The sequence below is a fragment of the Cognatishimia maritima genome (assembly GCF_900129685.1).
Lineage (GTDB): Bacteria > Pseudomonadota > Alphaproteobacteria > Rhodobacterales > Rhodobacteraceae > Cognatishimia > Cognatishimia maritima.
On sequence record NZ_FQWM01000001.1, the window covers coordinates 499,404 to 516,467 of the forward strand.

The following is a 17,064-nucleotide window of genomic DNA, read 5'->3' on the forward strand; positions in this document are numbered from 1 at the left end:
TTGAGAGGTTGGGTGGATTTGGGTGGAAGGTAGTTATTCAAATATCCATATGAGGAGCTATTTATGGTAGGTCATAGATAGATCATGTCTACCCGCCGCCCCTGCACATTCGATTAAGCTAGGATAATACGGAAACCTGTCGACGAACCCAACCTAGAATCGTAGGATCTCTGTGTCCTTCCAGAATACGTTTCATCGACACAGCTGCTTGACCACCCAGATCATCAAACCAAAAACTTAAAGCGTAAGCGGGAGTGGTAGCTGTAACCCTATCCTCAACTTTCACTTTGGTTCCGGTTTCAGTAGGTGACATTTCGATTTTCCAGTGACCTGAATAAGAACCTCGGTTTCTCTCGGAAACATCAGCCGAAAAGTCGTAAGCGAAATTGCTACAAGCGTTTTCTTCAACCACCATAACTTGAATTTCTGAGAAGTTCGGGCCACCCTGACGTATCTTCATTTTATGACTAAAGTTGGGGTCTTCGATCTCTGAGAATTCATAAAGCGTACCGGTGTAGAATTCATTCGGACAATCAGCCTTGGGAACCAGTTTTTTCCAAGCCTCTGCAATATTTGCATTTGTTTCAAACGAAGAAATCCCAGCCCAAGATAACCTAACAGAAGTTTTCGACCACCAAGCGCCGTACAAAAAATTGAGCAAAACCGCGAAACCTATTCCAAAAGCCGCGTATCCCCAGCTGGTTTCGAAAATCATCCCAAAATCGCCAACGAATCCGAATGCCTCGGCAATTCTCATCAAAAAAGTTATAATTGCCGACGTTTCAAATACATTTCTATAACTAGGGAACATCGGAATAAGCAGTGCCGCTAGCAAACCAAGGGTCACCGCAAGTAGTAATGCCTGGATAATCACGAATTCCGGGAACGCCCATCCTCCGAACCGCCCATACAGCAGCAAACCGGAAAGAAAATAAAAAAACATCCCAAAAAGAATACGGCGGCGCTGTAGGTAAACACTTACGAACAAAGACTTCTCCAACTAATTTCATTGACTTAATGTCCAACTATTTCCGCAAGATCATGGCTATAATTAGGCCAACATAAGGTAGTCGATAAGGTATTTGGGTCCTGACATTTTCGTTTGCACCAGCCTACCGCCTGTGCGAGCAGTTTTTCCAACTCGATGTCAAACGAAGCTTAGGACGCTTCGGAGATGAATTTCACTGCGTCGCCGTTTAAGTTAACTAAACATTATCCAAGAACGATCATACTCGAACCTTACACCAACAATCATACCCCAAACTTTGCGCCATGTTGCGCAACATGGTACATTTCCCTATATGACTATTCAAAGCGTCAAAGGTAAACGGGCGAAAAACGCGATCAGGGGCAACCTCAAAGGCCTGCCCTCTGACCTCACAAAACGCATCAAAGCCCTTTTGATTGTCTTAGACAGCACCAAAGACCTGAACGATCTGCGCAGCCCTCCGGGGAACCAACTCGAAGCCCTCAAAGGCGACCGCACCGGGCAGCACTCGATCAGGATCAACGGCCAATGGCGCATTTGTTTTGTCTGGACCGAACATGGCCCAGCAGATGTTGAGATTGTCGATTATCACTAAGATCGGCATGGAAAGGAAAGTGAGATGAGCTTACTAGACTTCACAATGCACCCCGGTGAGGTGCTGAAAGAGCTATACCTCAAGCCGCTTGGGCTTTCTTCGATCAAGTTCGCCGAAGTCATTCATGTGCCGCGCAGCCGTGTGGAACGTCTGGTGCGCGGCGATTGCGGGATCACGCCTGACACGGCCTTTCGTCTGGCAAAAGCGCTGCAAACAACGCCGGAAATGTGGCTGACCATGCAGAACACCTACGACCTTGCCATGGCAAAGGATGAGGTCGACGTGTCTGCCATCAAACCCCTGCCCGCGATCAGCGAAAACACCAAAGCGGCTTGACCCAAAACACAAAAAACCCCCGCCGAAGCGAGGGTTTTCCAAAATTCTCTCTGACGAAGCTTAGGACGCTTCGGAGATGAATTTCACTGCGTCGCCGAAAGACTGGATGGTCTCTGCTGCGTCGTCAGGGATTTCGATGCCGAACTCTTCTTCGAAAGCCATAACCAGCTCTACGGTGTCCAAAGAGTCTGCGCCCAGGTCGTCGATGAAGGATGCGTTTTCGACAACTTTGTCTTCTTCAACACCCAGGTGTTCTACAACGATCTTTTTTACGCGGTCTGCGACGTCGCTCATGTCAATTCCTCATTCGTACTGGCGCTATGGCCTATGGTGCTCCGCACAGCGGATAATAGATTGCCCGTATGGGCGGCTCTTGTTCCGGCTCCCCCGGATGACCCGGTGAGCCAGACAGCTCACCCGGAAACTGCGCCGCCTATAGCATATGATTCCTAATAGGCAAACGCTTTCGCACTGTAATTACTGAAAGGCTGGTATGAGGTTTTCGCCCCACCTCAGCCTGTCAGCGCTTACAACATGGCCATGCCGCCGTTCACATGCAAGGTGGAACCGGTGACGTAGCCTGCTTCATCGCTGGCAAGGTACAGAACCGCCGCAGCGATTTCTTCTGGCGTGCCCATGCGATTGCTTGGGATCTGCTTGTTGATCGCTTCTTTCTGATCATCGGTCAGCTTGTCGGTCATCGCGGTGGCGATAAAGCCCGGCGCGACGGCGTTGGCGGTGATGCCACGGCTGGCGACTTCATAGGCAATGGATTTGGTCATGCCGACCATGCCTGCCTTGGACGCCGCATAGTTCACTTGACCCGGATTGCCGGTGGCCCCGACGATAGAGCTGATGTTGATGATCCGGCCCCAACGCGCCTTCATCATCGGGCGCATCACAGCGCGGCACAGACGCATCGCAGATGTGAGGTTTACATCGATCACTTGCTGCCATTCTTCATCGCTCATCCGCATGAAAATCTGGTCTTTGGTGATGCCCGCGTTGTTCACGAGGATATCCAAGCCGCCCATCGCTTCGATGGCTTGTTTCGGCAGGGCCGTCACGGCCTCAGCATCGCCCAGATTGCATGGCAGCACAAAAGCCCGGTCGCCGAGTTCTGCGGCCAGTGCCTCAAGCGGTTCCACGCGGGTGCCCGAAAGGCCCACATTGGCGCCCGCAGCGTGCAGAGCTTTGGCGATGGCACCGCCGATGCCACCGGAGGCGCCCGTCACAAGCGCGGATTTACCTGTTAGATCAAACATTTGAACCTCTGACTTTCGTGTTTCTTATAGCGCCAGCGCCGCTGCGGCGGCTTTGACATCCTCGGGTGTGCCGACCGCCGTGCAGGCGATATCGCGGTTGATGCGGCGCACCATGCCCGAAAGCGCCTTCCCCGCGCCGATCTCATAAATCTCTGTCACGCCCTGTTCGCCCATCCACGCAACAGATTCACGCCAGCGGACAGAGCCGGTGACCTGCTCAACCAAAAGGGAACGGATCAGGGCTGGGTTGGTCACGGCAGCCGCACGGACGTTGGCAACCAATGGCACCACCGGCGCGTTGATATCCACATCATCCAGCGCTTCGGCCATGACGTCGGCGGCAGGTTGCATCAGGGAACAATGGAAAGGCGCGCTGACCGGCAGCAACACCGCGCGTTTCGCGCCCTTTTCTTTGGCGAGTTCGACCGCACGCTCCACAGCGGTTTTATGACCTGACACAACCACCTGACCCGGGTCGTTGTCGTTTGCAGCCTGACAGACCTCTGCGCTTTCCTCAGCTGCTGCTTCGGCCACAGCACGGGCTGCTGCGAAATCCAGCCCCAAAAGCGCTGCCATGGCGCCAACGCCGACCGGCACTGCCGCTTGCATGGCAAGTCCGCGCGTGCGCAAAAGGCGCGCTGTGTCGGCAATCGACAACGACCCCGCCGCCGCCAGAGCGGAATATTCACCCAAGGAATGCCCCGCCACAAACGACGCGGCTGTGATCGCGACACCTTCAGATTCCAGCGCTTTCATGGCCGCCAAAGAGGTCGCCATCAGCGCCGGCTGCGCATTTTGCGTCAGGGTCAAATCCGCCTGATCGCCTTCCCAGATCAGCGTGCTGAGTTTCTCACCAAGCGCTTCGTCCACCTCATCAAAGACGGCCTTGGCCGCCGGATAGGCATCTGCCAAGGCTTTGCCCATGCCGATGGTCTGTGCGCCCTGTCCCGGAAAAACGAATGCTCTGCTCATGAGAACTCCCCCTGATTTCTGCGTTTTATCCGCAATACCGCGCCCTGTGCAGGACTGCAATGTCATTGCGCATCCACGCACCTTGTTTTCAAGGCGGAACGCTTGCTGCCGTTAGAACAGCGGATATCTAAACCCTGACATATGACGCCGCCGTCGCGTCATCGGACGCAGGAGGTTTCTATGCCGATCACAAATTCAAACGCACACTATGGCAGTGTCGCGAAACTCTTTCACTGGCTCACAGCACTGTTGATCTTAACAGCGCTCGTTCTGGGGATCGTGGCCCATAAGTGGCCTTACGAAAGCAATGACCAACTGGCGCTGAAAGCCGTTTTGTTTTCTGTTCACAAGACAGTCGGCATCTTGGCCTTTGCCACGGCGCTTTTTCGCATTCTCTGGGCTATCGCGCAACCCCGCCCGGCGCTGTTGAATGCCGAGAAGCGCGTAGAAGCCTTAGCGGCAGAAACGGCGCATTGGCTGCTTTATGGATCAATGCTGTTGGTCCCCCTGACCGGCTGGGTGCATCACGCGGCGACCCAAGGCTTTGCGCCGATCCTGCTGCCCATCGGCCAAGACCTGCCGTTTGTCCCAAAATCAGAGGCTGTGGCCGCAGTCGCGTCGGGCCTGCATTTTATTCTGGTCATCGTACTGGGGGCGACCATCCTTGCCCATGTGGGCGGCGCGCTAAAGCATTTCGTCATCGACAAGGACCAAACGCTGCAGCGCATGCTGCCCGGTAAAGCCGTTGTCTCAGATGCCTTGCCCCACCGGCGCACAGCGCAACCATTTGTCGCTGCACTCGTGATCTGGGCAGGTGCATTGGGCGTCGGCGGTTTTGCAGGCAGCTTTGGCGTTCATCACGCGCCGGGACCTGCACCAGAAACGGCACAACTGGCAGAGGTGACCTCTGAGTGGCAGGTCGTGGACGGGACATTGGGCCTGCAAGTCACGCAGTTTGGCGCGCCGGTTCAGGGTGTATTTAAGAACTGGACCGCCCAGATTTCATTTGACGAAGCCACAGCAGGCCAGCGACACGGCGAGGTGCAGGTAGAGGTGGCCATTGGTTCGCTGTCTTTAGGGTCGGTGACCCAGCAAGCCATGGGCGATGATTTCTTTGATGTGTCAAACTTTCCGACGGCGCGTTTCACAGCTGATATCCTGCGCAACACGTCACAGGACGCGCAGTATGTGGCCGAAGGCACACTGACCCTAAAGGGCTTCGCCGTCCCAGTCACCCTACCCTTCGCAATGCGGATCGCAGGCGACACGGCGGAAATGGCGGGACAGGTATCGCTTAACCGTTTGGATTTTGGCATCGGCGCAACGATGGAGGATGAAAAGAACCTCGGCTTTGGGGTCGAGATTAACGTTAATCTGACGGCCACCCGCGTGAACGTAAACGCGGATACGCCAAACAGCTAGCAAGAAGCCCAACAAAAAAAGACCCGCAGATTTCTCTGCGGGTCTTTTCATATATAGAAGTCAGCGCTTAGCTGGCTTGATCGTCCGCCTTTGAGGCTTCGATCGAGATCATCACCGAAACTTCATCGCTGACGAATGGCGCAAACATGCCGAGGTTGAAGTCAGAACGCACCAAGGTGGTCGTCGCATCAAAGCCGGCCCAAGGTTTGCCTTCCATCGGGTGATCGCCCAGTTGGTTCAGCTTGGCATCCAGCACAATGGACTTGGTGACATCATTCAATGTCAGATCGCCCGTGATCAGCGCGGTGTTGTCGCCTGTAACTTCGATGCCGCTCGACACGAATGTCACCATCTCATCTTCGGTCGCGCCGAAGAAGTCAGCGGACATGAAGTGGCCAAAGCGCGCTTCCCAGCCGGTCAGCATGGTGGTGACAGGGAAAGACACCTGAACGGACGAGTCCGCGGGGTTCTCTTGATCAAACTGGATCTCTCCGCCAAAGCCAGAGAACATGCCGTAGGTGGTGGAATAGCCAAGGTGCTCATACGAGAACACGATCTGGCTGTGGCTGTTGTCCAGAACGTAGGTATCGGCATCAGCCTGTGCGAATGTCGCCGCAGAGATCAGACCTGCAGCAAGAATAAGGGATTTCATGGATTTGCTCCGTTACGTGTTACACGCAACAGAAATTGAGGAGTCGGTGGAATCTATCAATTCAGCGCGGTCCAACAGGACCTGTGCAATGTTGCACAGCGATTTAGGCTTGTGGCTGCTAGGCAGCTGCCTCAAGCCTTAGCATCTCGGAAATCAACTGCCCACGCGCTTTGGATTTGACGTGCATTTTTAGAACCGTCTGCGACTGCTGATCGCGGATCGCGGCCTTGTTGCCATCCAATGTCAACACGCTGCCCCGTGGGGCAATGCGTTCAATCAATAGACCTGCGTTGTTTTCCGCAATACGGTCGGTCGCCATCTTCCATTCTTCTGTGCGGCGATCAAAAACCAGTTCAACCGGTTCAACCTCGCCGCCAATGCTGGCCACTAGGTAGCCCGTGGCCAAGAGAATGCCGCCAAGGATGGGTTTCATCAGGTCCATCGCCTCGACATCAAATCCTGGCAGGATGAGAATGCAAACACCCGCAATGCAGAACAAGGCGCCAAATAAGATCGCGCAGCCCCGTTTCACCGCGTCAAACGCGGCCTCGATCCAGTGGATATCGTCCTTGGGTGTGACTTCGATCACTGTCATAGGAGTGCTCTTGCAAACTGTGCCCAATCCAAATCTGCCGCCCGAAAGCGGCACAAATACGGCAAGACGCCCTGAACTGTGGCGGAAACGGTTTGTTTCGCAAGTCAACAAGGGTTGCTTAACACGCCAAACTCGCTATACAGCGCCATCCTTTTTGCAAATATCTAGAACCGCGCAGTCTCTCGTGGGTGAGGCGCAAAAAGGGTTCATGCCTCGCTCTTTGAAATGCGCTTGAAATGAACTGGAGTTCACATGCCTTTGTATGAGCATGTTTTCATCTCGCGTCAGGACCTGTCCAACACGCAAGCTGAAGGTCTTATCGAACATTTTGGTTCCGTACTCTCCGACAACGGCGGTTCGCTGGTCGAGTCTGAGTACTGGGGTGTCAAAACGATGGCCTACAAAATCAACAAGAACCGCAAAGGCCACTACGCCTTCCTGAAGACCGACGCGTCTGCGGCGGCGATTCAAGAAATGGAGCGCCTGATGCGTTTGCATGACGATGTTATGCGGGTTCTGACCATCAAAGTTGACGAACATGCGGAAGGTCCGTCTGTTCAGATGCAAAAACGTGACGATCGCGGCGACCGCCGTGAGCGCCGCAACTGATAGCGTGAAGAAAGGACTGTAAGTTATGGCTGCAAAACCATTTTTCCGCCGTCGTAAGGTCTGCCCATTCTCTGGTGAGAATGCGCCAAAGATCGACTATAAAGACACGAAACTGCTGCAACGCTACATCTCTGAGCGCGGCAAGATCGTTCCATCCCGCATCACTGCGGTTTCCGCGAAAAAACAGCGTGAGCTGGCCCGTGCAATCAAACGCGCGCGCTTCCTCGCTCTGCTGCCTTACGCCGTGAAATAAGGAGATACTGATATGCAAGTTATCCTTCTTGAGCGCGTGGCCAAACTGGGCCAGATGGGCGAAGTCGTTGACGTGAAGCCGGGCTTTGCTCGTAACTTCCTGCTGCCACAGGGCAAGGCGCTGACCGCGTCTGCGTCCAACGTTGCGCAGTTTGAAGAGCAGAAAGCACAGCTGGAAGCACGCAACCTGGAAACCAAAAAAGAAGCAGACGCTCTTGGCGAAAAGCTGGCTGGCCAGCAATTTATCGTGATTCGTTCTGCGTCTGATGCTGGTGCACTTTATGGCTCTGTCACCCCGCGTGACGCAGCAGAAGTTGCGACCGAAGCGGGCTTCTCTGTTGACCGCAAGCAAGTTGCTTTGATCGCACCGATCAAAGAACTGGGCCTGCACAACGTCGAAGTGCGTCTGCACCCAGAAGTCACTGTGGAAATCGAGCTGAACGTTGCACGTTCGCAAGAAGAAGCAGAGCTGCAAGCGTCTGGTAAATCCATTCAGGATCTGGCCGCCGAAGCTGAAGCTGAAGCTGAATTCGAAATCGCCGAACTGTTCGACGATATCGGGTCCGCCGCCGCTGACGACGACAACCTGGTCGAAGATGCACCTGCCGCAGAGGCCGAAGAAGACTAAGCGTCTTTTGTTCCGGTAAAATATTCCGGCAAGAAATCAAATGTCGCGCCTACGGGCGCGGCGTTTCATGCAAGCCAATGCTGAATAAATCAGCATTCTAACAACTTTTAGGCGAAGAATTTGCCCTGACGCCGTATTTAAGGCAGAAAGGTTTGCGTAGGTGTCGCCCTATGGTGGTTCATTTGATGACCCACCGTGTAATAGTAGTAGTTAGAACCACAGGTGAAGTATGAACAAGATCGACGTCCTGGTTGGCAAACGGATCCGAGCGCGTCGCCACGCGATGGGGATCAGCCAGTCTGAACTCGGAGACGCTATCGGCGTCAAATTCCAACAAATTCAAAAATACGAAACCGGTGCAAACCGGGTCAGCGCATCGCGCCTTTGGGCGGTGGCTGAAAAGCTGGGTGTCGACGTTGTCTACTTTTTCGAAGGTATCAAGCGGTCTGATGGCACGGATGATGTTGCAGCCGATCCAATTGATAATATGGAGTTCCTGTCTGATCGCGATGCGATTGAAATGATGGAACTTTATCGCAAGCTGCCCAATAGCCAACGCAGTGCCGTTCTGGCCTTCATGCGGTCGATGGTGATGGAATCTCACCACAATCTAAGCGTCGCGAATTCCTGATCACGGCGCACCCCGCGCAGGGCGCGGCTTGGGAGGGACAATTTGGATCTGTACAGCCTGCATGACGCACCGCGATCTGAAGAGCTTTACGCGAGTTATCTTAACGACGTCTGCAGTTCCCTTGGATTTGATGATGCGGCCTATGCTGGGATCAACCCGGTTGGCGGCACGATGCATGCCTATGTGACCTACCGCGAAGACTGGCAACACCACTACTTGCACCGAGGGTTACAGAACCTAGATCCGACCATCCATTCTGCCATGCACAGCGTTGCGCCGGTGGATTGGTCACGCCTGAAACGCACCAAAGACTTCAAACGCATCTTCAGCGACGCCCACGACTTTGGCATCAGTGAACGCGGTATTACAATACCAGTGCGTGGCCCCTACGGCGAATTCGGCATGCTAAGCGTGACGCGCAATTGCGACGATGGTGAATGGAAAAAGCATCGGCGCAACGTGATTGCTGACCTGCAAAGTGTCGCTGCCCATGTGCATGATCACGTCATGTCCTCGGCCCCGATTTCACGTTTTTTGCATCATCCGCAACTGTCCGATCGCGAGTTGGAAATCCTGCAATGGATTGCGGCCGGTAAGTCTCAGCAGGACATCGCGGATATCATCAATATCTCAAACCGCACGGTCGAAGTGCATCTGCGTTCTGCGCGGACAAAACTTTTCGCGTTAACGACGGCACAGGCTGTTGGCCGGGCGATTGGGATGTCATTGATCTACCCCAGCTAGTTTAAGCTGGCAAACCCACGCTAAATAACTGTTATTGAACAGAATAATTCCACTGCCCCGACTACTCTCGGTGATCGGGCGCGCGATTCTGCGCGATTGGGTTCTGCAATGCAACTACGGGATTCCCCTAATAGCTAAAACTTTCTGAAAGTTTGAACGTTAACCACGATCAATCGCTAGGATGGGGAAAGATATGATCATTACAATCGACGGACTGAACAAAGATCAGTTCCAGCCCTTGCTGGAAGACATGTTCCGGCTCCGCGCCCGTGTGTTTGCGGGACGTTTGGGCTGGGACGTGACTATTGAAAACGACATGGAGATCGATCAATTCGATCACATGGACCCAAGCTACGTCGTGGGCGTGGATGACAATATGAACGTCATCTCTTGCGCACGTGTGTTGCAGACCACCGGGCCGCATATGCTGTCTGACGTCTTTAGCGCTATCCTGTGCGGCCAAGCACCAGTACGCAGCCCAAACATTTGGGAATCCACGCGGTTTTGCGTCGATACCCAGCGGCTGAAGGGCGAAAAAAGCAAGCATACGGTATCCACAGCGACCTGCGAACTGATGCTGGGCATCTTGGAATATGCGCAGGACAGCGGGATCACCGACATCATCACGGTGATTGATCCGATCATGGATCGTGTGCTGAAACGTTCAAACAACGCGCCGCACGGCTATGTTGGGGAGACTGTCCCGATGGGCAAAGTCAAAGCGCTGGCCGCGCTTTTGGATTGCACCGATGAACGCATCGCAAATGTGCGTGAATTCGCGGGTATCAAAGGCGATATTTTCTTATCCGAGGAAGAAGCTATGAAGCGGCTGGAATTGAAGGAAATCGCGCAGGAAATGTGCCTCGCGGCTTTGCCAGACAATGAGATGGACCTTGAAGCGATCTCTAAACCCGGCGCCAGCCTGACAGACCTTCGCGAATACTGCTTTGATCAATTGGCCAAGGCCAGCACGGACAAAGAAATGTCTGCCGCCGTCGCGCTGATGGAGATGCTGTCAGATCGGATTGGCACCGACGATGCGCAAGAACTGCAGCGTCTCTCAGATCGTGCCAAAATCACAGGGCGAGACAAGAACACGATCCGCTCTGCCTAAGGGCGCAGATCGGCGATCCTTGGATCGTCCGCTGGTTTGCTGAAATGCAGCAGCGCCTAGGCACTGAAAGTCTTGCGCGGAGCCGCCTCCTCATCCCCCTTGGCGGCGCGGGCAGGACGATCTTCCTTGTCCACGGTTGTTATGGCGACTGCAACATTCAGACCTGAGCGAAACAAAAAAGGGCTGCCCACTGGGCAACCCTTTCTAGGTCGATTGACCTAAAAGACTTATTCGTCTTCCAGCGCCTCAACGGCTTTTTCCAAATCAGCCTTGCTGATTTCTTTTTCAGAGACCTGAGCCAGTTCGAACACGTAGTCGACAACCTTGTCTTCGAACAGTGGCGCACGCAGTTGCTGCTGCATCTGTGCGTTTTGCTGAACGAATGCAAAGAATTGACGCTCTTGACCAGGATACTGACGCGCTTGGTTCATGATCGCTTGGGTCATTTCTGCATCGGTCACTTCGACCTCTGCTTTCTGACCTAGTTCCGCCAAAAGCAGGCCGAGACGCACGCGGCGCTCTGCCAGTTTGTTGTGCTCGTCAGTCGGGGTGATCTCTGGGTGATCGTGGCCCTCAACTTCTGGGTTTTCTTCGTGCCACAGTTGGTGCGCGATCTGACCAGCTTCGGCTTCAACCAAAGACGGTGGCAGGTCGAAGGACACCAGTTTGTCCAGTGCATCCAGCAGCGCGCGTTTCTGAACCTGACGGGACGCACCCGCGTATTCAGCTTCCAGACGCTCTGCGATCTGACCTTTCAGCGCGGCGAGGTCTTCGGCACCGAATTTCTTGGCCAGCTCGTCGTCGATCTCTGCTGCAACAGGTTCTTTGACCTCTTTGATGGTGCAAGAGAAGACAGCTTCTTTGCCGGCCAGATGATCGGCTTGGTAGTCTTCTGGGAAAGAGACGGTGACGTCTTTTTCTTCTTCGGCTTTCACGCCAACGAGTTGCTCTTCAAAGCCAGGGATGAACTGACCGGAGCCCAGAACCAGTGGGAAATCTTCGCCCGCGCCGCCATCAAAGGCTTCGCCGTCGATTTTGCCCACGAAATCCATAACGACCTGGTCGCCGTCTTTCGCTTTGGAACCTTTTTTGCGGGATTTGAAATCCTGCGCGGTTTCCGCGAGGTTTGCCAGCGCTTCGTCAACGTCGGCGTCCTGCGCTTTGACAACCAGCTTCTCCAGAGAGATCGACTTCAGGTCAACGTCTGGAATTTCTGGCAGAGCTTCGTAAGACATTTCGACATTCACGTCGTCGCCTTCTTTCCACTCTTCGCCGTTTTTCATTTCGACTTTTGGCTGCAATGCAGGACGGTCGCCGCTGTCTTCAAAGTGCTTGTTCATCGCACCGTCAACGGCTTCTTGCATCGCTTCACCCAACAGACGCTGACCGAATTGCTTTTTCAGCAGGGCCATAGGCACCTTGCCTTTGCGGAAACCTTTCATTTCGATTTCCGGCTGTGCTTCAACCAGCTTTTCGTTGACTTTTTCGTCCAGCTCCGCGGCGGTGACAACGATATCGTAACCGCGCTTCAGGCCTTCATTCAGGGTCTCGGTGACCTGCATTGTGGCATCCTTCTTCAAGTGGGGCGGGTTTGATCGCCGCAGCCTAATAAATCAGTGGCCCTAATAGGGCGTCAAAGCCATCGGCGCAAGGCGAATGTGGCGTGGAAATGCGCCTGAAACGGCTTTCCGCCTAGTTCAACTTAACCCATCGGCGCAGGGTCAGTATTGACAGAGTAGACAAGGCCTCAAGTAGCCGAAGGCGGTAGGCCACTAACAAAATCTTTGATTTTGTGAATGATGGTGCGGGTGGAGGGACTTGAACCCCCACGCCTCGCGGCGCCAGAACCTAAATCTGGTGCGTCTACCAATTTCGCCACACCCGCAACCTGTGGAAACGACTCTCTGGCCGTTTCGTCCGGCGTTCCTAGCAAAGGTCACAATCGGATGTAAGAGGAAAAATGCAGCCTAAACACCTAAATCTTTGAACACGGCTGGCAGCTGTTCGGGAATGTCTTCGGCAATCAGGCCGGGGCCGAATTTCAGTGCGCATTCCACATGCAGCCACGCCGCCGTTTCTGCCGCCTGCATTGGGCTGAACCCACGCGCCAGAAGCCCTGTGATAAACCCCGCCAGCACATCGCCAGAGCCTGCCGTCGCCAGCCATGGCGCGGACCGTTCATAATGGGCAGAGTTTATGGAACAACGACCGTCTGGCGCAGCAATCACCGTCGCTGCACCTTTGAACAGCACGACGCAGCCTGCCCGTTTCGCCGCCTTCCGCGTGGCGTCAACCTTGGAATAGGCAGGCCCTTTGGTGGGAACCGCATTCAGCTTTTCGGCTATATCCGGGAACAGCCGCGCAAATTCGCCGCCATGTGGTGTGAGAACACAGTTTTCATGCAGCATCTCAAAAAGAGCCGAGGGCTCATCCGCAAAAGCCGACAATGCATCCGCATCGAAAACCGTAGGCCGGGCTTCCAGCCCGGCATCGAGCGCCGCAGCAACCAATCGCCTTGCGCGATTCAACCCAAGCGCAGGTCCCAAGCAAAGCGCATTGATCCGGCTGTCTTGTAACACAGCAGTCAGATCATCTGGTGTTTCAATGGGTTTGAGCATGATCGCCGTCACCTGCGCCGCCACTTCTTGCTGTGCCGCTAGCGGAACGCCAAGCGTCACCAGCCCCGCGCCTATTCGGAGCGCGCCGCGGGCAGATAGGCGGGCCGCGCCGGTTTGGACGGGGCCGCCGGAAAGGATTAACGCATGGCCGCTCCCAAATTTGTTTTGATCTCCAAATTTGGAAAGAGAGTAGAAGCTGGGGTCGGAGCTAAAAACCCGATCATTTGGCTGTAAGTTAGGTACCCTAACAAATCGTTTAAGGCCAAGGTCGCAAACTGAAATTTGACCAGATCCTCTCGGTCCGTGATGCAAGACATGGCACAGTTTTCTTTCATGAAAACTCACCGTCAGGTTGGCCATAGCGCAGTAGTCATAGGGATTGTCGTCAACGCCCAAATATTTACCGCTGTCCGAACAAATGCCTGACACCACATCAATTGCCACGACGTATGGAAAGCTGATTCCATGTCCCTCTCTCCCTGAGCAAGCTTCCCAATAGTTCAACTCCATTTGTACGCCTGCCAGCGAATGAAACGGGCGCGACAGCCCGGTACCAAACAAAGCATCAATTGCTATCTTTGTATTGGGATTATCCTCAGCGTAACCATCTAACGACCGAGCCTCGAGCGCGCGAACCTCCCCCAACTCCAACCACCGCTCAAAGTTCACTCGCGCATCCGACGGCAGCTTCTCAGCATTCCCATACAGAAACACCTCAACTGCCCAGCCGCGCTGAAACAACAGCCGCGCCACGACAAATCCGTCGCCACCGTTGTTGCCGGGGCCACAAAGCACCACTGCTCTTTTCATCTTTGCAGAAATACTCCGGGGTGAGGCCGCTGGCCGAGGGGCAGCGCCCCTCTCTTGGTCACCCTCAGCCAATTCCGGCCACTCTTCAAAGATGGCGTCAACCACGCCCTGCCCGGCGCGTTCCATCAGCTCCACCCCGGTCGTCTCACCGGACTCAATCGCCGCCTGTTCAATGGCGCGCATTTGGGCAGCAGTTAAAAGTTCGGTCATCTATTTTCCCAGCACAACTTTCTCGTAGCGATTCAATTCAGCACAATTTGACATCTAATCGCCTAAATATTAGGCAGTAATAATAATTCCCATTCCCGCGCAGGCGCCACATAACCTTAGCCAATTGTGGCCCCCGCGCGAAAGTGGGATCAGCACAAACAAGATATTTCAGGTGAGGAGTCAACGGATGAAGAAGATCGAAGCGATCATCAAGCCGTTCAAATTGGACGAAGTCAAAGAAGCCCTTCAGGATGTTGGCATTCAGGGCCTTTCGGTGATCGAAGTGAAGGGGTTCGGCCGTCAAAAAGGCCACACGGAACTTTATCGCGGCGCGGAATATGTCGTGGACTTCCTGCCTAAGGTAAAAATCGAAGTTGTTCTGGATGACGATCTGGTCGATGCGGCCATCGAAGCCATCGTGGACGCCGCGAAAACAGACAAAATCGGTGACGGCAAAATCTTTGTCAGCACGATTGAACAAGCCATCCGCATCCGTACCGGTGAATCCGGTTCAGACGCACTCTAATCCAACGCATTTACAGCATACCTAAACCGAAAGGGCTATAAGCATGAGCGCAGATGCAGTTCTCAAGCTGATCAAGGACGAAGAAGCGGCGTATGTCGATATTCGTTTCACTGACACACGCGGTAAACTTCAGCACGTCACCGTGGACGTTGACCTGGTCGACGAAGACTTCCTCGAAGAAGGCTTCATGTTCGACGGGTCCTCCGTTGCCGGTTGGAAATCCATCGAAAACTCTGACATGAAACTGATCCCAGACACCACGTCTGCCTATGTGGATCCGTTCTATGCAGAGAAGACCATCTGCATCCACTGCTCCATCGTTGAGCCGGACACCGGCGAATCCTACGAGCGTGACCCACGCGGCACTGCCGAAAAAGCAGAAGCCTACCTGAAATCCTCTGGCATCGGTGACGTTGCCTACATGGGTCCAGAAGCGGAATTCTTCCTGTTCGACGACGTGCGTTTCTCTAACTCCATCAACAAAGTATCCTACGAAGTTGATGCACAGGACGCGTCCTGGAACACCGACACAGAATACGAAATGGGCAACACCGGCCACCGTCCTGGCCTCAAAGGGGGTTACTTCCCAGTCAACCCAACAGACGATGCACAGGACATCCGCTCTGAGATGCTGTCCACCATGAAGCGTCTGGGCATGAAAGTGGACAAGCACCACCACGAGGTTGCGTCTTGTCAGCACGAGCTGGGCCTGATCTTTGACAGCCTGACCAAGCAAGCGGACGAGCTGCAGAAATACAAATATGTGATCCACAACGTGGCACAGTCTTACGGCAAATCCGCAACCTTCATGCCAAAGCCGATCTACGGTGACAACGGCACCGGTATGCACGTGAACATGTCCATCTGGAAAGACGGCAAGCCGCTCTTTGCTGGCGACAAATACGCGGATCTGTCCCAAGAAGCGCTGTATTTCATCGGTGGCATCCTGAAGCACGCGAAAGCGCTGAATGCCTTCACCAACCCATCCACCAACTCTTACAAGCGTCTGATCCCAGGCTTCGAAGCACCCGTTCTGCGCGCATACTCTGCACGTAACCGCTCTGGCTGCGTTCGTATCCCTTGGACTGAATCGCCAAAAGCGAAACGCGTCGAAGCGCGCTTCCCTGACCCATCCTCCAACCCATACCTGTGCTTTGCAGCACTGCTGATGGCTGGTCTGGACGGCATCACCAACAAGATCGATCCGGGCGAAGCCATGGATAAGAACCTCTACGACCTGCCTGCGGAAGAACTCGCAGACATCCCAACCGTCTGTGGTTCCCTGCGCGAAGCGCTGGACGAGCTGCAAAAAGACATGGACTTCCTGCTGGCCGGTGACGTGTTCACCAAAGACCAGATCGAGGGCTACATTGACCTTAAGATGGAAGAAGTTGAACTGTACGAGCACACTCCACACCCAGTGGAATTCGGCATGTACTACAGCTGCTAATCTTAGTGGTCAGACTTATGGAAAAGGCGCCCGATTGGGCGCCTTTTTTGTTGGATAACCTCTCAACGAGCAAGCACGCAATTTTAACGTGACATTGACCCAGATGGTGAATGTATGCCCTACTTTAAAGATAAATAGCAATTTTGAGGGGCGCTATGGCTATTCATCTGGTCGGACTTGCACTGTTGATGGGCGTCATCATTTCGATCTACCTACCAATGATCACGCAGACGGCAAAAATCCTTGGCTCCGGCCCTATGGCGAATATCCCCTTCTTCGCGATTGCCCTTGTATCATCCATTGTCATCGCGATCGCATCCGGCAGTCGAACCGAGCAGTTTCAAAAGGTGGCAACATTACCGCTTTGGCTCTTGACTGCGGGTGTGATGAGCGCCGGGATGATTATCGGGTCAAGTTTCCTAATCCCACGCATAGGAATAGGAGCATTCTTTGTTCTCCTGGTCTCAGGTCAGGTATTAGCTGGGATGGTCTTTGGCTATTTTGGATTATTCGGGGTCCCAGCGAGTGCATTGACAGTCGGGAAGGTGCTCGGCGCGCTCTTGGTAATTGCCGGAGTCTATTTGGTGACATTCAAGTAAAATTGACGTTCTGGTCAGCACTGATTCCAAACCTGATTTTCATCAAGG

Annotated in this window: 20 protein-coding genes and 1 tRNA gene; 12 read left to right on the plus strand and 9 right to left on the minus strand. The window is 54.0% G+C overall.

What is annotated here, in order from left to right:
- Positions 1 to 118: 118 nt before the first annotated feature.
- Positions 119 to 988, minus strand: coding sequence for a hypothetical protein (locus BUA39_RS02575; RefSeq protein WP_072790508.1), 870 nt, complete (start codon positions 986 to 988; stop codon positions 119 to 121).
- A gap of 313 nt (positions 989 to 1,301) precedes the next feature.
- Between BUA39_RS02575 and BUA39_RS17030 the strand changes: the two genes are divergently transcribed.
- On the plus strand, positions 1,302 to 1,583 hold the full coding sequence (locus tag BUA39_RS17030) for a type II toxin-antitoxin system RelE/ParE family toxin (RefSeq protein ID WP_072790511.1): 282 nt from the start codon (positions 1,302 to 1,304) through the stop codon (positions 1,581 to 1,583).
- A gap of 24 nt (positions 1,584 to 1,607) precedes the next feature.
- Positions 1,608 to 1,919: a HigA family addiction module antitoxin gene (locus BUA39_RS02585; protein ID WP_072790515.1), complete on the plus strand. Its 312-nt coding sequence runs from the start codon at positions 1,608 to 1,610 to the stop codon at positions 1,917 to 1,919.
- A 60-nt stretch (positions 1,920 to 1,979) separates the two neighbouring features.
- Here BUA39_RS02585 and BUA39_RS02590 read toward each other — a convergent pair whose 3' ends face one another.
- The 3 genes from BUA39_RS02590 to fabD form a co-directional block, all read right to left on the minus strand.
- Positions 1,980 to 2,213, minus strand: coding sequence for an acyl carrier protein (locus BUA39_RS02590; protein WP_072790518.1), 234 nt, complete (start codon positions 2,211 to 2,213; stop codon positions 1,980 to 1,982).
- A gap of 233 nt (positions 2,214 to 2,446) precedes the next feature.
- Complete coding sequence (gene fabG / locus BUA39_RS02595) at positions 2,447 to 3,184, minus strand: 3-oxoacyl-[acyl-carrier-protein] reductase (protein WP_072790521.1); 738 nt, start codon at positions 3,182 to 3,184, stop codon at positions 2,447 to 2,449.
- Positions 3,185 to 3,208: 24 nt separating this feature from the next.
- A complete protein-coding gene (gene fabD, locus BUA39_RS02600) occupies positions 3,209 to 4,156 on the minus strand; it encodes an ACP S-malonyltransferase (RefSeq protein ID WP_072791684.1) in 948 nt (315 codons plus the stop codon).
- Between the two features lie 180 nt (positions 4,157 to 4,336).
- Here fabD and BUA39_RS02605 point away from each other — a divergent pair, with 180 nt between their 5' ends.
- Positions 4,337 to 5,578, plus strand: coding sequence for a cytochrome b/b6 domain-containing protein (locus BUA39_RS02605; protein WP_072790524.1), 1,242 nt, complete (start codon positions 4,337 to 4,339; stop codon positions 5,576 to 5,578).
- 67 nt (positions 5,579 to 5,645) lie between these two features.
- Here the strand turns inward: BUA39_RS02605 and BUA39_RS02610 are convergent, their stop codons facing one another.
- Positions 5,646 to 6,230, minus strand: a complete 585-nt coding sequence (locus tag BUA39_RS02610; protein WP_072790527.1) for a YceI family protein — start codon at positions 6,228 to 6,230, stop codon at positions 5,646 to 5,648.
- A 118-nt stretch (positions 6,231 to 6,348) separates the two neighbouring features.
- Positions 6,349 to 6,825 (minus strand): hypothetical protein, encoded by a 477-nt coding sequence (locus BUA39_RS02615; protein WP_072790530.1) that lies wholly within the window; start codon positions 6,823 to 6,825, stop codon positions 6,349 to 6,351.
- Positions 6,826 to 7,077: 252 nt separating this feature from the next.
- Here BUA39_RS02615 and rpsF point away from each other — a divergent pair, with 252 nt between their 5' ends.
- The 6 genes from rpsF (at position 7,078) to BUA39_RS02645 (ending at position 10,803) form a co-directional block, all read left to right on the plus strand.
- On the plus strand, positions 7,078 to 7,434 hold the full coding sequence (rpsF, locus tag BUA39_RS02620) for a 30S ribosomal protein S6 (protein WP_072790533.1): 357 nt from the start codon (positions 7,078 to 7,080) through the stop codon (positions 7,432 to 7,434).
- Between the two features lie 25 nt (positions 7,435 to 7,459).
- On the plus strand, positions 7,460 to 7,687 hold the full coding sequence (gene rpsR, locus BUA39_RS02625) for a 30S ribosomal protein S18 (RefSeq protein ID WP_009805008.1): 228 nt from the start codon (positions 7,460 to 7,462) through the stop codon (positions 7,685 to 7,687).
- 12 nt (positions 7,688 to 7,699) lie between these two features.
- Positions 7,700 to 8,314, plus strand: a complete 615-nt coding sequence (rplI, locus tag BUA39_RS02630; protein ID WP_072790537.1) for a 50S ribosomal protein L9 — start codon at positions 7,700 to 7,702, stop codon at positions 8,312 to 8,314.
- A gap of 229 nt (positions 8,315 to 8,543) precedes the next feature.
- Positions 8,544 to 8,945, plus strand: coding sequence for a helix-turn-helix domain-containing protein (locus tag BUA39_RS02635; RefSeq protein ID WP_072790540.1), 402 nt, complete (start codon positions 8,544 to 8,546; stop codon positions 8,943 to 8,945).
- Positions 8,946 to 8,987: 42 nt separating this feature from the next.
- Positions 8,988 to 9,689, plus strand: a complete 702-nt coding sequence (locus BUA39_RS02640; protein WP_072790544.1) for an autoinducer binding domain-containing protein — start codon at positions 8,988 to 8,990, stop codon at positions 9,687 to 9,689.
- Positions 9,690 to 9,882: 193 nt separating this feature from the next.
- The gene (locus BUA39_RS02645; protein ID WP_084604738.1) at positions 9,883 to 10,803 is read left to right on the plus strand and encodes an acyl-homoserine-lactone synthase; all 921 of its coding nucleotides are present in this window, start codon (positions 9,883 to 9,885) and stop codon (positions 10,801 to 10,803) included.
- A gap of 227 nt (positions 10,804 to 11,030) precedes the next feature.
- Here BUA39_RS02645 and tig read toward each other — a convergent pair whose 3' ends face one another.
- The 3 genes from tig to BUA39_RS02660 form a co-directional block, all read right to left on the minus strand.
- Positions 11,031 to 12,365, minus strand: coding sequence for a trigger factor (gene tig / locus BUA39_RS02650; protein ID WP_072790550.1), 1,335 nt, complete (start codon positions 12,363 to 12,365; stop codon positions 11,031 to 11,033).
- A gap of 238 nt (positions 12,366 to 12,603) precedes the next feature.
- Positions 12,604 to 12,688, minus strand: a tRNA-Leu gene (locus BUA39_RS02655).
- Between the two features lie 82 nt (positions 12,689 to 12,770).
- Positions 12,771 to 14,441 (minus strand): bifunctional ADP-dependent NAD(P)H-hydrate dehydratase/NAD(P)H-hydrate epimerase, encoded by a 1,671-nt coding sequence (locus BUA39_RS02660; protein ID WP_072790553.1) that lies wholly within the window; start codon positions 14,439 to 14,441, stop codon positions 12,771 to 12,773.
- Between the two features lie 187 nt (positions 14,442 to 14,628).
- Here BUA39_RS02660 and BUA39_RS02665 point away from each other — a divergent pair, with 187 nt between their 5' ends.
- The 3 genes from BUA39_RS02665 to BUA39_RS02675 all read left to right on the plus strand — a co-directional run bounded on the left by BUA39_RS02665 (position 14,629) and on the right by BUA39_RS02675 (position 17,016).
- Positions 14,629 to 14,967, plus strand: a complete 339-nt coding sequence (locus BUA39_RS02665; RefSeq protein ID WP_072790556.1) for a P-II family nitrogen regulator — start codon at positions 14,629 to 14,631, stop codon at positions 14,965 to 14,967.
- A gap of 43 nt (positions 14,968 to 15,010) precedes the next feature.
- Complete coding sequence (glnA, locus tag BUA39_RS02670) at positions 15,011 to 16,417, plus strand: type I glutamate--ammonia ligase (RefSeq protein ID WP_072790559.1); 1,407 nt, start codon at positions 15,011 to 15,013, stop codon at positions 16,415 to 16,417.
- 155 nt (positions 16,418 to 16,572) lie between these two features.
- A complete protein-coding gene (locus BUA39_RS02675) occupies positions 16,573 to 17,016 on the plus strand; it encodes a DMT family transporter (protein ID WP_072790562.1) in 444 nt (147 codons plus the stop codon).
- Positions 17,017 to 17,064: the final 48 nt, after the last annotated feature.

Coding starts and splice junctions, on each gene's coding strand:
- BUA39_RS17030 (WP_072790511.1), top strand. CDS start 1,302: ATGACTATTCAAAGCGTCAAAGGTAAACGGGCGAAAAACGCGATCAGG.
- BUA39_RS02585 (WP_072790515.1), top strand. CDS start 1,608: ATGAGCTTACTAGACTTCACAATGCACCCCGGTGAGGTGCTGAAAGAG.
- BUA39_RS02590 (WP_072790518.1), bottom strand. CDS start 2,213: ATGAGCGACGTCGCAGACCGCGTAAAAAAGATCGTTGTAGAACACCTG.
- fabG (WP_072790521.1), bottom strand. CDS start 3,184: ATGTTTGATCTAACAGGTAAATCCGCGCTTGTGACGGGCGCCTCCGGT.
- fabD (WP_072791684.1), bottom strand. CDS start 4,156: ATGAGCAGAGCATTCGTTTTTCCGGGACAGGGCGCACAGACCATCGGC.
- BUA39_RS02605 (WP_072790524.1), top strand. CDS start 4,337: ATGCCGATCACAAATTCAAACGCACACTATGGCAGTGTCGCGAAACTC.
- BUA39_RS02610 (WP_072790527.1), bottom strand. CDS start 6,230: ATGAAATCCCTTATTCTTGCTGCAGGTCTGATCTCTGCGGCGACATTC.
- BUA39_RS02615 (WP_072790530.1), bottom strand. CDS start 6,825: ATGACAGTGATCGAAGTCACACCCAAGGACGATATCCACTGGATCGAG.
- rpsF (WP_072790533.1), top strand. CDS start 7,078: ATGCCTTTGTATGAGCATGTTTTCATCTCGCGTCAGGACCTGTCCAAC.
- rpsR (WP_009805008.1), top strand. CDS start 7,460: ATGGCTGCAAAACCATTTTTCCGCCGTCGTAAGGTCTGCCCATTCTCT.
- rplI (WP_072790537.1), top strand. CDS start 7,700: ATGCAAGTTATCCTTCTTGAGCGCGTGGCCAAACTGGGCCAGATGGGC.
- BUA39_RS02635 (WP_072790540.1), top strand. CDS start 8,544: ATGAACAAGATCGACGTCCTGGTTGGCAAACGGATCCGAGCGCGTCGC.
- BUA39_RS02645 (WP_084604738.1), top strand. CDS start 9,883: ATGATCATTACAATCGACGGACTGAACAAAGATCAGTTCCAGCCCTTG.
- tig (WP_072790550.1), bottom strand. CDS start 12,365: ATGCAGGTCACCGAGACCCTGAATGAAGGCCTGAAGCGCGGTTACGAT.
- BUA39_RS02660 (WP_072790553.1), bottom strand. CDS start 14,441: ATGACCGAACTTTTAACTGCTGCCCAAATGCGCGCCATTGAACAGGCG.
- BUA39_RS02665 (WP_072790556.1), top strand. CDS start 14,629: ATGAAGAAGATCGAAGCGATCATCAAGCCGTTCAAATTGGACGAAGTC.
- glnA (WP_072790559.1), top strand. CDS start 15,011: ATGAGCGCAGATGCAGTTCTCAAGCTGATCAAGGACGAAGAAGCGGCG.
- BUA39_RS02675 (WP_072790562.1), top strand. CDS start 16,573: ATGGCTATTCATCTGGTCGGACTTGCACTGTTGATGGGCGTCATCATT.